At 46.2% G+C, this 13,353-nt stretch carries 11 protein-coding genes, 1 tRNA gene and 1 riboswitch; of the genes, 2 read left to right on the top strand and 10 right to left on the bottom strand.

Annotated features, from left to right (window positions below; genetic code table 11):
- Entirely contained in the window at positions 1-1,194 is a 1,194-nt protein-coding gene (locus R7R24_RS23365) for a multidrug effflux MFS transporter (protein WP_005382927.1), read from the bottom strand.
- Between the two features lie 107 nt (positions 1,195-1,301).
- Here R7R24_RS23365 and R7R24_RS23370 point away from each other — a divergent pair, with 107 nt between their 5' ends.
- Both R7R24_RS23370 and R7R24_RS23375 read left to right on the top strand, forming a co-directional pair.
- On the top strand, positions 1,302-2,243 hold the full coding sequence (locus R7R24_RS23370; RefSeq protein WP_005378791.1) for a LysR family transcriptional regulator: 942 nt from the start codon (positions 1,302-1,304) through the stop codon (positions 2,241-2,243).
- 203 nt (positions 2,244-2,446) lie between these two features.
- The gene (locus tag R7R24_RS23375) at positions 2,447-4,237 is read left to right on the top strand and encodes an aminopeptidase P family protein (protein ID WP_033907323.1); all 1,791 of its coding nucleotides are present in this window, start codon (positions 2,447-2,449) and stop codon (positions 4,235-4,237) included.
- Between the two features lie 120 nt (positions 4,238-4,357).
- Here the strand turns inward: R7R24_RS23375 and thiH are convergent, their stop codons facing one another.
- From thiH to R7R24_RS23420, 9 genes are all read right to left on the bottom strand, one after another.
- Positions 4,358-5,470, bottom strand: coding sequence for a 2-iminoacetate synthase ThiH (thiH, locus tag R7R24_RS23380; RefSeq protein WP_170890944.1), 1,113 nt, complete (start codon positions 5,468-5,470; stop codon positions 4,358-4,360).
- Positions 5,471-5,504: 34 nt separating this feature from the next.
- Positions 5,505-6,272, bottom strand: a complete 768-nt coding sequence (locus R7R24_RS23385; RefSeq protein ID WP_005397059.1) for a thiazole synthase — start codon at positions 6,270-6,272, stop codon at positions 5,505-5,507.
- A gap of 5 nt (positions 6,273-6,277) precedes the next feature.
- Positions 6,278-6,532, bottom strand: a complete 255-nt coding sequence (thiS, locus tag R7R24_RS23390; protein WP_005378804.1) for a sulfur carrier protein ThiS — start codon at positions 6,530-6,532, stop codon at positions 6,278-6,280.
- Between the two features lie 38 nt (positions 6,533-6,570).
- A complete protein-coding gene (locus R7R24_RS23395) occupies positions 6,571-7,344 on the bottom strand; it encodes a HesA/MoeB/ThiF family protein (RefSeq protein ID WP_213883941.1) in 774 nt (257 codons plus the stop codon).
- On the bottom strand, positions 7,331-8,746 hold the full coding sequence (locus R7R24_RS23400; RefSeq protein WP_213883942.1) for a thiamine phosphate synthase: 1,416 nt from the start codon (positions 8,744-8,746) through the stop codon (positions 7,331-7,333). Before R7R24_RS23400 ends, R7R24_RS23395 begins: the two co-directional genes overlap by 14 nt.
- On the bottom strand, positions 8,746-10,686 hold the full coding sequence (gene thiC / locus R7R24_RS23405; RefSeq protein ID WP_213883944.1) for a phosphomethylpyrimidine synthase ThiC: 1,941 nt from the start codon (positions 10,684-10,686) through the stop codon (positions 8,746-8,748). Before thiC ends, R7R24_RS23400 begins: the two co-directional genes overlap by 1 nt.
- Positions 10,687-10,849: 163 nt before the next feature.
- Positions 10,850-10,948, bottom strand: a riboswitch (TPP riboswitch).
- Positions 10,949-11,008: 60 nt separating this feature from the next.
- The gene (crcB, locus tag R7R24_RS23410) at positions 11,009-11,392 is read right to left on the bottom strand and encodes a fluoride efflux transporter CrcB (protein ID WP_005378811.1); all 384 of its coding nucleotides are present in this window, start codon (positions 11,390-11,392) and stop codon (positions 11,009-11,011) included.
- Between the two features lie 123 nt (positions 11,393-11,515).
- The gene (locus R7R24_RS23415; protein ID WP_213883946.1) at positions 11,516-12,898 is read right to left on the bottom strand and encodes a multicopper oxidase family protein; all 1,383 of its coding nucleotides are present in this window, start codon (positions 12,896-12,898) and stop codon (positions 11,516-11,518) included.
- A gap of 244 nt (positions 12,899-13,142) precedes the next feature.
- Positions 13,143-13,219: transfer RNA gene (locus R7R24_RS23420), tRNA-Trp, on the bottom strand.
- Between the last annotated feature and the right edge of the window lie 134 nt (positions 13,220-13,353).

Raw genomic sequence — 13,353 nt, forward strand, 5'->3', positions numbered from 1 at the left:
TTACGCTTTCGCAAAGCTCGAGTGCCAGTTCTTCCCTGCTTTTGTAAACAGAACGACCAACGCAGGTAATAGGACCCACATATGAATTGCGATCAAGGTTTGTGGATCCAGAGATAAGCGTTGCAGTGTACCCACCAACAAACCAGAGCCACTCATTTGGAACAATCCAAGCAGTGCAGCTGCCGTGCCCGCCTTATCACCAAACGGTTCTAACGCTTTCCCTGCCGCTGCACCCAGAATGAATGCAAAACCTACAGAAGACATGAAGATAGGTAGCATGAAAGAAAGCGCGGTATTCTGACCATTCATCACTAGCATGATCACACCTGCGAGACCCAGAGTTGAGATCCCGGTGACCAAGGTGTTGTGAGTTCCAACGCGCTCCATAAACTTAGGCGCCAGCATACATGCCGCAATGTTTATCACCGCATTTACACCAAACCAGAAAGTGAATTCATTCATCGACAGCCCCATCCCCGTCATCAATACCGACGGTGCTGAGGTAACGTAAGCAAGAATAACCGCCATCGCCATCAAGCATAATGACGCATGGAAAACAAAAGATGGTGTGCTAAGCACTGCCCAATACCGACTAAGCTTAAACACCGCTTGCTTTTCTGTTGACGGGTTAGTCTCTTTCATCATGAAAAACATCAATGATCCAGACACCACAGCAAAACCCGCCATAAAGCTAAAGTTAGCACGCCAGTCAAATTGCTGAGTTAACCAGCTACCTAGAATTGGAGCTAAAGCCGGAATGAAACAAATCGCACCGTTAAGGTAGCTGATCATTTTGCCGCTTTTTTCCGGGCCAAAGATATCGCGAACTGTTGCAAAGGCTGCTACCGATGTCGCACACGCACCTAAGCCTTGTAGCAGTCGGGAAACCAACATCCACTCAATATTTTGAGCACTCCACGCCAATAAAGCGCTCATCGCGTAAATGGTGATACCGCCCAATGCAACAGTTCGACGTCCGAGTTTATCTGCTAAGGGACCTGCGAATAGCTGACCAACACCCATAGCAAATAAGAACCAAGTGATCGTGTCTTGTGCTAGCGCATTATCGACCTGAAAAGTGGAAGCAATAAGAGGTAAAGCAGGTAGATAAATATCAATCGCTAAAGGACTGAAAAGAACCAAAAGGGTCAATAACGCCATCTGTTTTTTACTATTAGAAAACTGGCTAGACACACAACACTCCGAATTGGATAAAGAACTTTGGGTAAAGCTTAATCATCTGATGATATGAATGGAAATGATGTATAATCATGAGCATTATTCCTCAGAGGAAATTCACTGTGAACGTCGAAAAACTGGCTCGTATCGATTTAAATCTATTGGTCTGCTTTAAAGTGCTGATTGAAGAGTTAAATGTTACTCGTGCGGCCCACCGATTGTGCTTAAGCCAATCCGCCGTAAGTAAATCACTGGCTAAACTGCGCATTCAATTTGATGACCCGCTTTTCACTCGAAACTCACATGGATTAACACCTACGCCGCGCGCATTGTTTCTTAAACCGAAACTGGATCTGTTGATAAATCAGTTAGAAGTGCTGACTCAACCCGAAGAGTTTTCTCCGCAAAGCAGCGAATACCGTTTTCAAATAGCAGCGGTAGAGAGTGTCTACCCTCTCATTCTACCCCATTTCTTACCGGCGATTTTTCAACAAGCACCTGGCGTGACAATCAGCACACACCCGTGGTCGGATAATACATTTAAAATGCTTCAACGCGGCGAACTGGATTTAGGCCTAACTGGAAAAGATATCGATATAAACGATGCCAAGCTGACTCTTCAACCACCCGATGACATTTGCGAGTTGGAAATTTATCGTGATTACCAAATGTGCATCATTCGCAAAAACCATCCTGCGCTAAAACAACCTTGGAATCTGGAAGCCTATCTCGCCCTACGCCATGTACAAGTACGCTGTGATGGCAACGACCGTTGGTTGCTGGATTATCGCCTTGCAGATATTGGCGCCGACCGCGATATTGCCGTCACCGTGCCCGACTTTAACAGTGCCGCAAGTTTATGTTCATACACCGACTTTATCTTTACTGCGCCAAGTCATTTTGTGCAACTTGCGGCCAAACAGCTTGATTTGGTCGTGCTGCCACTACCGTTAGAATTCCCACCTATGGCTTACACTTTATTCTGGCACCGAGATAGAGAAAACGACCCTGCATTAGGCTGGCTACGTACGATGATCACACAAAAAACCGATCACCTTAGATAAAAACACCGCACTCAATTTGCGCTTAGCGGCTAAAATGAGTAGCTTAACTGTCGTAGTCCTTTTTGGCTCATCTATGGCCTAGTTGTACTCCGACTCTATTGAAGTGATTGCGAACCTCAATGGAATCGTAAACTGCATGAAGCAGATGGAAACAGCTCCCACACCTGAGCATGAAGGAGCGGTAATTTGAAGGAATAACACAGATGCACAACGATACCCAAAGCCGCGTGAATGCAATTCGCGAATGGCTAGCACAACATAATATTGATGCCCTACTTGTCCCACATGAAGACGAGTACTTGGGCGAATACGTACCAGCGCACAACGAGCGTTTACATTGGCTAACTGGCTTTACTGGTTCTGCTGGTGCTGCGGTAATCACCAAAGACAAAGCCGCTATCTTTGTTGATGGTCGCTACACAGTACAAGTAACAAAGCAGGTTCCTGCTGATCTATTCGAATACCGTCACTTGATTGAAGAGCCTGCACTAGATTGGATTAAAGACCATCTTGCAAATGACGCGTCTGTGGCAATCGACCCTCGCATGCACAACTCTGCTTGGCTAGACATGGCACAAGCAAAACTTGCAGGTACCCTTGAGCTTAAGATTCTCGATAGCAACCCAATTGATGAACTGTGGCACGACCGCCCTGCTCCTGTGGTTTCTGATGTTCGCCTAATGGCAACAGAAACAGTTGGACAATCAAGTGAAAGCAAACGCCAAGAAATCGCAGAGCTCGTGAAAAAAGCCGGTGCAGACAGCGCAGTGATCACAGCACTTGATTCTATCTGTTGGTTGCTCAACGTTCGTGGTCTAGATGTCTCACGTCTACCAGTTCTTCTTTCTCACGCGATTCTGCACTCAGACTCAAGCGTGGAATACTTCCTAGATCCTGCTCGCCTACCTGCTGAGTTTGACGCTCATGTTGGTGCCGGCGTGACGGTTCATCACCCAGAAGCATTGCAAGCACGACTAGAAAACCTAACTGGCAAGAATGTACTGGTTGACCCTGCGACAAGTAACGCGTGGTTTAAGCTGGTTCTACAAAACGCTGGCGCATCTGTGGTGAGTAAAGCTGATCCATGCCTAATGCCAAAAGCAGCAAAGAACGCTGTTGAAATCGCAGGCATGAAAGCATGTCATATCCGTGATGGCGTAGCGATGAGTAAGTTCCTTTCTTGGTTAGATGCTGAAGTCGTTGCGGGTAACCTGCATGATGAAGCGACGCTGGCAGACAAACTGGAAGCGTTCCGCAGCGAAGACCCGACACTTATGGATCTTAGCTTCGATACTATCTCGGCAGCAGGTGGCAACGCGGCGATGTGTCACTATAATCACGAGAACCAACCTGAACCTGGCAAGCTAGAACTGAACACACTTTACCTAGTGGATTCAGGCGGTCAGTACCTAGATGGCACGACAGACATCACGCGTACCATCGCGATCGGTCAGCCTTCACAAGAGATGATTAAACAATTCACTCTCGCGCTAAAAGGCCACATCGGTGTTGCACGTGCACGTTTCCCGAAAGGCACACGTGGTTACCAAATCGATACGCTAGCTCGTCAGCACCTGTGGGCGGAGGGCTACGATTACGATCACGGTACTGGTCACGGTGTTGGTCACTTCCTAAGTGTTCATGAAGGTCCAGCAAGCATTTCGAAGAAGCAAATCGACGTGCCTCTAACAGAAGGCATGGTGCTGTCCAACGAGCCAGGTTACTACCGTGCGGATGCGTTTGGTATCCGTATCGAGAACCTAGAGCTTGTTGTTGAAACCCCAACTAACGGTGACTTCCCTGTTCTGTCATTCGAGTCGCTAACACGCTGTCCAATCGACAAGCGCAACATCAATGTTGATATGCTAACTCGTCCAGAGCTTGCTTGGTTGAATGATTACCATCAGAAGGTATGGGATGAGATCAGCCCACTTGTTGAGGGTGATGTGAAAGAGTGGCTTCGTCAAGCAACACTACCAGTAGCACACAGCTAGAAGCTAGAAGCTAGAAGCTAGAAGCTAGAAAAAGTAGAGGGTTGATGTTTTGCATCAACCCTCTTTTTTTGCCTATGTTTCACGTGAAACATAACGATGACCAGTGGCTTTATTTATTGCTTAACCGGAATACGCTGAGTGCCAATCTCGCCATACAGGGTCAAAACCTTTGGCTCGAATCATATTTTCCACAGAACCCGCGCTTCGTTCGTCACTGATCTCAAACTGCTCGAGTTCAGCATCATCCATCGCATAACCACCCGGCTGAGTTTTCGATGCAGCAGACATACTAGTGATGCCTAACGGTAATGCATTGTCTCTGAACTTCGGTGATTCACGAGTCGATAATGACAACTCCACTTCTGGATTCAACAAGCGATAAGCGCAAATCAACTGCACAAGCTGTTTATCCGTCATGACTGATTTTGGTTGGAGCGCACCCTCACAAGGACGTAAACGTGGGAAAGAAATTGAGTAACGAGTCTGCCAATACGTGCGCTCAAGATAGTCCAAGTGCGCTGCCACATAAAAACAGTCGGTACGCCACTCTTCCAATCCTATCAAAGCACCAATACCGATCTTATCGATGCCTGCTTTTGCAAGACGATCGGGTGTATCCAATCGGTATTCGAAATCCATCTTATTGCCACGCAGATGGTGCTCGGCGTAAGTCGAAGGATGATACGTTTCTTGATAAACCATCACCGCATCTAAACCCAATGTCTTGAGCTCAGCGTATTCGTCTTGATCAAGTGGCTGCACTTCCATCGCCAAATAGTTAAAACGTTGCTTAATCATCGGCACCATTTCGCGGAAGTATTTCATACCCACTTTAGTTTCGTGCTCGCCAGTCACCAGCAATACGCTATCAAACTTCATGCGCTTGATGGCTTCGACTTCTGCTGCCACTTCGTCCCGATTCAAGGTACGACGCTTGATTCTATTCTCCATTGAGAAGCCGCAATAAGTACAGGCATTGGCGCACAAGTTAGAGAGGTATAATGGAATGTAAAGCGACATGGTATTACCAAAGCGCTTACGAGTTGCCGAATATGACAGTTGTGCCATCTGCTCTAAGTACGCTTCAGCCGCTGGTGAAATTAGCGCTTTAAAGTCTTCCAAATCACGCTTGGGTTTATTCAATGCTCGCTCGACATCTTGTGCCGTTTTCGCGTAGATCGACATTGAAATGTCATCCCAATTCAGCTGCTTAAATTGTTCAACGAAGCTCATGTTTTCCTCGCTTAATAGCTAAACCAATCTAGGACTAAAGCTCATCTAGGAATGACGTCAGTGGACTCGACGCAACCGCATGAGAAACCTTACCGGCAAGTCCAGCTTCATAAGCCATACGCCCCGACTCTACCGCCAACTTAAATGCCTTCGCCATCGCAACAGGATCGCTCGAAGCTGCAATCGCAGTATTGACGAGCACGGCATCCGCGCCCATTTCCATCGCACGTGCGGCATGTGAAGGAGCACCAATACCCGCATCCACAACCACAGGAACATTAGCTTGGTCGATAATGATCTCTAAGAAGTCGTGAGAAACTATCCCTTTGTTAGAACCGATCGGCGCACCTAATGGCATGACCGCTGCACAACCCACTTCTTCCAATCGTTTACATAGAACCGGGTCAGCATGACAGTAAGGAAGGACAATGAAGCCCTCACGAACCAGTTGCTCAGCGGCAGCAAGTGTCTCAATTGGATCGGGCATCAAGTACTTCGGGTCTGGGTGAATTTCCAGTTTTAGCCAGTTTGTACCTAACGCTTCTCTCGCCAATTGTGCTGCAAACACAGCATCTTTAGCATTCTTTGCACCTGAGGTGTTCGGCAATAAGTTCACGCCCGCTTGTACTAACGGCAGCAAAATATCATCTTGTTGGTCGTTCACATCCACACGCTTCAATGCCATGGTCGCAAGTTGAGAACCCGATACTTGAATCGCTTCTGCCATTAATCGGCTGTTGGCAAACTTCCCTGTTCCCGTGAACAGTCTTGATTCGAATTGTTTATCACCAATTTTAAGCATCGACTTTAACCCCCTGCGATCGCTTGAAACAAAGAGATGCTATCTCCCTGTGAAAGAACTGTGCTAGCCCACTCACTGCGCGGCACAACATTGTTATTAATTGCAAAAACACAGCCCATTTCAGGCAGCGCAAATTGACTAATGATTTGCTGTAGATTTGACTCACTGGCAACTTGATGTGACTGGTCATTGATGACAATAGTGATCACATCTAAGTCAGCAGCGGTCATTTGTGTTGTTTGTTGTTCTGATAACGTCATTGCTTCCAACTCTCTTAATTCTGCCCATTACTCGTAAACTAAATCTGAGCACATACTTGGCACTGTTTATCTTTACTTATCGCCATGGTTTGCCATTGCAGCTTCAATCCATCGAACAGGTGTAACTTGGCCGTCTCGACATGAAACTTTCCCGTCGCCAGTTTTTGAATTGCCGCAATCGCTTGGTAGTTGCCAAGTGTGCCCACCACCGGACCGACGACACCGCTCTCACTGCACTTTTGCGTTTGGGGTAATTCGTCAAACGGATACAAACAGCGGTAACAGGCTTTACTCTGCGCTTCTTGTTCACTTGGTGTTTGGTAATCAAAGACAGCGAATTGCCCTTGCCAACCAATTGCTGCCGCCGAGATGAGCGGCGTATTTTGCTCGAAGCAAACTTGGTTAATTAGTTGGCGCGTTGGCATGTTATCGGTGCAGTCGAGCACCACATCCGCTAGCATCACCTCAAGCTGAAGCTGTGCTTTGTCCAATCGCTTATTGAGAGCACGAATTTGAACCATAGAATTAAGGTCAGTCAGTTGCTTTACAGTCGCTTTTGTTTTCGCAACTTGGAGGTCTTGTTCGCGATAAATGATCTGGCGTTGCAGGTTACTGCTATCAACTTCATCGTCGTCGACCACAACCAATTTACCAACACCCGCTGATGCCAAGTACAAACTCGCTGCGCTCCCTAACCCACCACAACCGATGATCAGCACATGCGATTTGCTCAAGCGCTCTTGCCCACTTTCAGCAATTTCAGGCAGAGCGACTTGGCGTTGATAGCGAAGGAACTGCTTATCCGTGAGCATGCTCGCCTCTCTTGTTATGCGCCAATTCACTATTCTGCTCAGTAAACGTTAGTTGTCTTTCTTTCATCAGTTGTGCAAAGAACTCGATGACGGACTGAGGTGATTCTGCCAACGTAATAGCTCGCACAACTGCCAAACTAGAAACACCTGTTTGCCAAACTTGGTCTGCATTAGATTGGTCAATACCACCAATCGCGACCGTCGGAAAGCCAAGCACATGGTCACTAACTGCTTTGTCTTTTGAAGGACGGAAAGTAGCCTCTGTATTTGTATAAGGAATGCTATCAATCAGCTTTTGATACAGAGCCAAGCGCACCAAACCTTGTGGTTTCGATGGCATCTGTTTTGTAGTGGTTGGGAAGATATGCCCTAGCGCGATGTAACTAGGATGAATTTGTACGATGCGCAGTAGCTCATAATAACCATGCGTAGAAAGACCAAGACGAATGCCGGCTTTAGTTAGCTGAGCCAAATTCGATTCTTCTATGTCTTCTTGTCCTAGGTGAACGCCATAAGCGCCATGCTTGATTGCCAACTGCCAATAGTCATTGATGAACACTTGTGCTTGATACTGACGACCTAGCTCAATTGCTCGAATGATCTGTTGTTCTAAATCGGCTCGTTGTGGGTTCTTGATTCGCAGTTGAATAGTGTTGATACCTAGTGGCAATAGACGCTCAATCCAAGCAACATCATCAACGACTGGATAGAGCCCTAGACTTTGCTTAGTTAGAGTTGGAAAGCTAACGCTCTCGCCTTGTGCAGACCAACCAACTTGAATACCTAGTCGGTTATCCTCCAGTACAGGTGTGGGGAAATCATCAAATTGGTCAGCCCACTGAGTAGATCTTCCCTCGTTAAGGTTATCATTCAACAGTGTTTCACGTGAAACATTCGCTTGTTGAGTTAGCATTCCTCGAGCAAGTGTTAACGCATCTTCGATAGGAAAATCGAGTACTGTCAGCGTTACAATCCAAGCAAGGTGATGTTCGGGATCGAACATTACGTTGAATTTGGACTCAATGGAAAGCGCTCTCACTTCGTCGTTGATTGGGTGACGCCAGATATCAAGCTGAAGCACTTTCTCCTTTTCATCGGATACCTGCGTATCAGCAATGCCAATATAAATCGCTTTCGACGGTTGCTTAGCACACGCTTCTACCGATAAAGCAGAGCGGTAATAAAGCACAAATGAACTTTCATGCTCAGAGTCATAACCATCAGTAAGATCTGTCGTTATGCGTGTGTTCTGTTGGTCGCGAACAAGCTGAATAGATTGAGTTGGGCTCAAACCCAACTCAATGTCTTCGATGCTAAAACCCTGTTCTTTCGCCAACAACAAACATTGCTGAACTAAACCTGTCAGTTCAATCAATGATGACGGAATAAGGATTTTGCTCATTAGTCACTTACCTCGGCATGTGCTGCTGGGTGGTATAACTCAGAACCTGTATCTCTAAATTCTTGCGATTTCTGACGCATCCCCTCAAGAGGATCATCCAGCATTTTGATTGAGATAGCTTGGTCCGCAGCAACTTGCTCAGTATCTTTCGCGTATTCTCGTACCTCTTGCGAAATCTTCATAGAGCAGAACTTTGGTCCACACATCGAACAGAAGTGAGCAACTTTTCCAGACTCTTGAGGCAAGGTTTCATCATGGAAAGCACGAGCGGTATCTGGGTCGAGCGACAAGTTAAATTGGTCTTCCCAACGGAACTCGAAGCGAGCTTTAGAAAGCGCGTTATCACGAACTTGTGCACCAGGGTGTCCCTTCGCTAAATCAGCGGCGTGCGCAGCAAGCTTGTAAGTGATCATGCCTACCTTCACGTCTTCTTTGTTTGGTAAGCCAAGATGCTCTTTAGGAGTTACGTAGCAAAGCATTGCACAGCCATACCAACCAATCATGGCAGCGCCGATGCCTGAAGTAATATGGTCGTAACCAGGAGCAACGTCAGTCGTCAGCGGACCAAGGGTATAGAAAGGAGCCTCATGACAGTGCTCTAACTGCTCTTCCATGTTCTCTTTGATCATATGCATTGGAACATGACCAGGGCCTTCAATAATCACCTGTACGTCGTATTCCCACGCAACCTTGGTCAATTCGCCAAGAGTACGAAGCTCTGCAAATTGCGCTTCGTCGTTAGCATCGGCCACCGAGCCAGGACGCAGACCATCACCGAGAGAAAGTGCGACATCATACTTAGCACAGATTTCACAGATCTCTCGGAAGTGGGTATATAAGAAGCTTTCTTGGTGATGCGCTAAACACCATTTCGCGATGATAGAGCCACCACGAGAGACGATGCCAGTAACGCGTTTTGCAGTCATTGGCACATAACGAAGTAGTAAACCGGCATGGATAGTAAAGTAGTCAACGCCCTGCTCTGCTTGCTCAATCAGGGTATCGCGCATCACTTCCCAGTTAAGGTTTTCCGCAACACCATTCACTTTCTCAAGCGCTTGATACATTGGTACGGTACCGATCGGAACCGGACTGTTACGTAGAATCCACTCGCGAGTTTCGTGGATGTTACGTCCAGTAGAGAGATCCATAACGGTATCTCCACCCCAACGTGTCGCCCAAACGAGCTTCTCTACTTCTTCCTCAATCGAAGAAGTGACCGATGAGTTACCGATGTTGGCGTTCACTTTGACCAAAAAGTTACGTCCAATGATCATTGGTTCGGATTCTGGGTGGTTAATATTGGAAGGGATAATAGCGCGACCTTCGGCGACTTCTTTGCGCACGAATTCGGCGGTAATATCTTTTGGTAGGTTCGCTCCGAAGCTTTGACCCGGATGCTGTTGATTCAGCACTTCATCGCGATACTTGGCACGCCCCATGTTTTCACGCAGCGCGATATATTCCATTTCTGGGGTAATAATACCTTTGCGAGCATAGTGCAATTGAGTCACACAATGGCCATCTTTGGCACATCGAATACGTGGTAGATTTCCGTAACGAAGATCGTCTAGCGTTTCATCTTCTAAGCGCTCTTTGGTGTATACCGAGCTTACTTCATCAAGTAGCTCAGTATCGGCACGCTCTTCAATCCACCCTTCTCTCAGCTTAGGTAAGCCGCTATAGAGGTCTATGGTGTGCTCTGGATCTGTGTATACACCCGACGTATCGTAAACGCGTACTGGCTCATTAGGTTCGAATATAGGCGCTTCTTTTGTGCCTCCAATAAGGCTATCAGCGAGTGATATCTCACGCATTGGCACACGAATATCTGGACGTGAGCCTTCTACGTAGACTTTGCTTGAATTGGGGTACGGTTGTACCGAGAGTGTATCAATGAACTGTTTTGCTTCCAGTCTCGCTTGTTTGCGACTCGACATAGCATTTTTCCTTGCTTTGTTATACTAGATAAAAAGTAATTGGATAAAAATGCTTGGCGGATAGATGCGACAAGAGGAGTCAAATTAAGGCTAGTTAAAGCTTACGATATTTGCCTGTAACAACATTCGACTTTTGATAGGTCAACCAGAAAGAACTCCGGTGTGAATATCTTCTCTTGTTCCCTTCGCAGATTCTAATCTGATCAGGTTCAACGGATCCCGAATTAACGGTCTCAGCCTTATGGCACTCCGACAAGTGATGTCAGTATATAAAAACGGCTTGGTGAAACCAAGCCGACCTGTTCAATTTTTAACTACTTTGCTAGCTGCGCATCAATAATTGAAAGCCAATCCACGCCGCTGAAATACTTAACACGACATTCAACAATACGTTCAACCCCATCTTAAAGAAAGCGCCCTGCTGCATAAGCAAAACATTATCCATCGAGAAGGTGGAAAACGTCGTTAGTGCGCCTAAAAAACCCAAGCCAATCACTTGTCGCCAAGGTTCCGTTGCCAAAAGTTCATTATCGAAAGCTGCTATCAATAAGCCCATCATAAATGAGCCAACAACGTTAACGGTTAACGTACCATATGGAAAACCACGCCCCAATAAAATGACACAAAGTTCAGAAATTAAGTAACGAGAACATGCACCAAATGCACCACCCAATGCAATAAAACCCAAAACGGATAGTTGTCCCATAATTCCCCCAGAAAAGTTAATGGCGACATTGTAATCAAATTTACGGCAATAGTGATTATACAATCTTAGAATTCAGCAAAGTATAGCGCTTAAAACTTATCAAGATTTTAAAAGTTACAGGAGTCACTTTACTTCAATGTACCCCATCAAACCCGTCTTCATATGTTCAATTACATGACAATGGTACATCCAACGCCCTGGGTTATCTGCAACAAATGCCGCTTTCGCACTGCCGTTTTTTCCAAGTAAGACCGTATCGGTATGAAACGGTTCGTCGAGTTTTTTTCCATCTAACTCAAGAACCGTAAATGTGTGTCCATGAAGATGAATAGGATGATGATATTGGGTGACGTTCTTTAGGTTGAAGATATAGGTTTTTCCCATCTCCAATGTTGAAAGCGGCGCTGGAATATTATCTTTGCTCATTCCCTCCCAAGCCCGTTTGTTCATCAGCCAGAATTGGGGGATCGCTTTGCCCGATTGATCAGCAGGAGTGATCGCCCCCTCCCACTCAAACACATAATCGATTTGCTCTGCATTTTTCAAATCGAGAGCTGGCACAGGGTTGAGAGGTAATAAAGGCAGTTTCTGGTTGTTCGACAGGTCAGACTCAACAACGTCAAACTCGCACAAAGGGAATGGGAAGCGTCCTTTCATTTGACGCACATAAACACGTTTTCCAGCCTTTGGAGCAATCAATCCGACATCTAACCTCATTCCTGGACCAATTTTATGCTGAGTGAGCTTATAAGGCGTTTTAACAGGGTTACCATCAATAGCAATAACCCAAGCCTCTGCACCTTCAATAGCGATCGGGTAAGTAATGGTGTTATCGACATTAGCAATTCTTAATCGCGTGGTAGCATTCTGCTTCAGCGTATAAACAGGTTCATGCACACCATTGACGCTACTCCACTCTCCGGGAGTCCCCATACGAGCGCTCAAGCGCGGTACCATAAGGTTCTTCCACTGACCTTGTTTGTCTAAATGCCAATGCTTTAGAACTATTTCCTGTTCTTCATCAAATAGAACAGGCTCAGCCTCTTCAACGACAATTAGCCCAACTAAGCCCATACCAAGTTGCTTAACGCTATTCATGTGAGGGTGATACCAAAACGTGCCTGCATCTGGCGGTGTAAATTCATAAACGAATGTTTCACCCGGCATGATAGGCGGCTGGCTTAAGAAAGGTACACCATCCATTTCAATAGGGATTCGCAAGCCATGCCAGTGGATTGTAGTCGGCTCTGAAAGCTTGTTAGTAAACCGAATTATAACTTTCTCACCTTGGCGACAGCGAATCGTAGGCGCTGGAATCGAACCATTAAATGCGAGTACGTCTGTGTTAAACCCTGGGACCAATTCTGCAGTAGAAGGCTCTGCAGTGATATCGTATATATATTGCCCCTGCTTATTAGTGCTCCTAGATAGAGAACATGCAGGTAGAACGGTAAGCGCGGAGATTGCTAAGGATGATTGAAGAAAGCGTCGACGAGATATATCCATACATAGTTACTCATTAATCCAGATCGGTTGAGTGTAACTAAATATAAATAGTGATTCCCCTTTATTATTAAAATTTCGGGCCACTGATCATTACAGCTAACTGTAGTTTCGTTCGTTCAGTAGATTAAATGCAGCCAAAGTACAGCAGAAAGCCATACTTACGGGATAAGAGTAGAAATAAGCTATAATAATGAGAAGAAACCAGATACAAAAAAGGCTCTGACCTAAGTCAGAGCCTGATATATGGCAGGGGTGGAGAGATTCGAACTCCCAACACGCGGATTTGGAATCCGCTGCTCTGCCAATTGGAGCTACACCCCTATAGAATTTTCATATTCTAGATTTGACAAAACCTCGCATAAGCGAGGTTGTCGATATTAAGTGGCGGAGTGGACGGGACTCGAACCCGCGACCCCCGGCGTGACAGGCCGGTATTCTAACCAACTGAACTACCA

The sequence above is a fragment of the Vibrio sp. 704 genome (assembly GCF_033339295.1).

What these genes read in the sequence shown, in the direction of transcription:
- R7R24_RS23375 (WP_033907323.1), top strand. Translation starts at nt 2,447, where the DNA reads ATGCACAACGATACCCAAAGCCGCGTGAATGCAATTCGCGAATGGCTA.
- thiH (WP_170890944.1), bottom strand. Translation starts at nt 5,470, where the DNA reads ATGAGCTTCGTTGAACAATTTAAGCAGCTGAATTGGGATGACATTTCA.
- R7R24_RS23385 (WP_005397059.1), bottom strand. Translation starts at nt 6,272, where the DNA reads ATGCTTAAAATTGGTGATAAACAATTCGAATCAAGACTGTTCACGGGA.
- thiS (WP_005378804.1), bottom strand. Translation starts at nt 6,532, where the DNA reads ATGACGTTATCAGAACAACAAACAACACAAATGACCGCTGCTGACTTA.
- R7R24_RS23395 (WP_213883941.1), bottom strand. Translation starts at nt 7,344, where the DNA reads ATGCTCACGGATAAGCAGTTCCTTCGCTATCAACGCCAAGTCGCTCTG.
- R7R24_RS23400 (WP_213883942.1), bottom strand. Translation starts at nt 8,746, where the DNA reads ATGAGCAAAATCCTTATTCCGTCATCATTGATTGAACTGACAGGTTTA.
- thiC (WP_213883944.1), bottom strand. Translation starts at nt 10,686, where the DNA reads ATGTCGAGTCGCAAACAAGCGAGACTGGAAGCAAAACAGTTCATTGAT.
- crcB (WP_005378811.1), bottom strand. Translation starts at nt 11,392, where the DNA reads ATGGGACAACTATCCGTTTTGGGTTTTATTGCATTGGGTGGTGCATTT.
- R7R24_RS23415 (WP_213883946.1), bottom strand. Translation starts at nt 12,898, where the DNA reads ATGGATATATCTCGTCGACGCTTTCTTCAATCATCCTTAGCAATCTCC.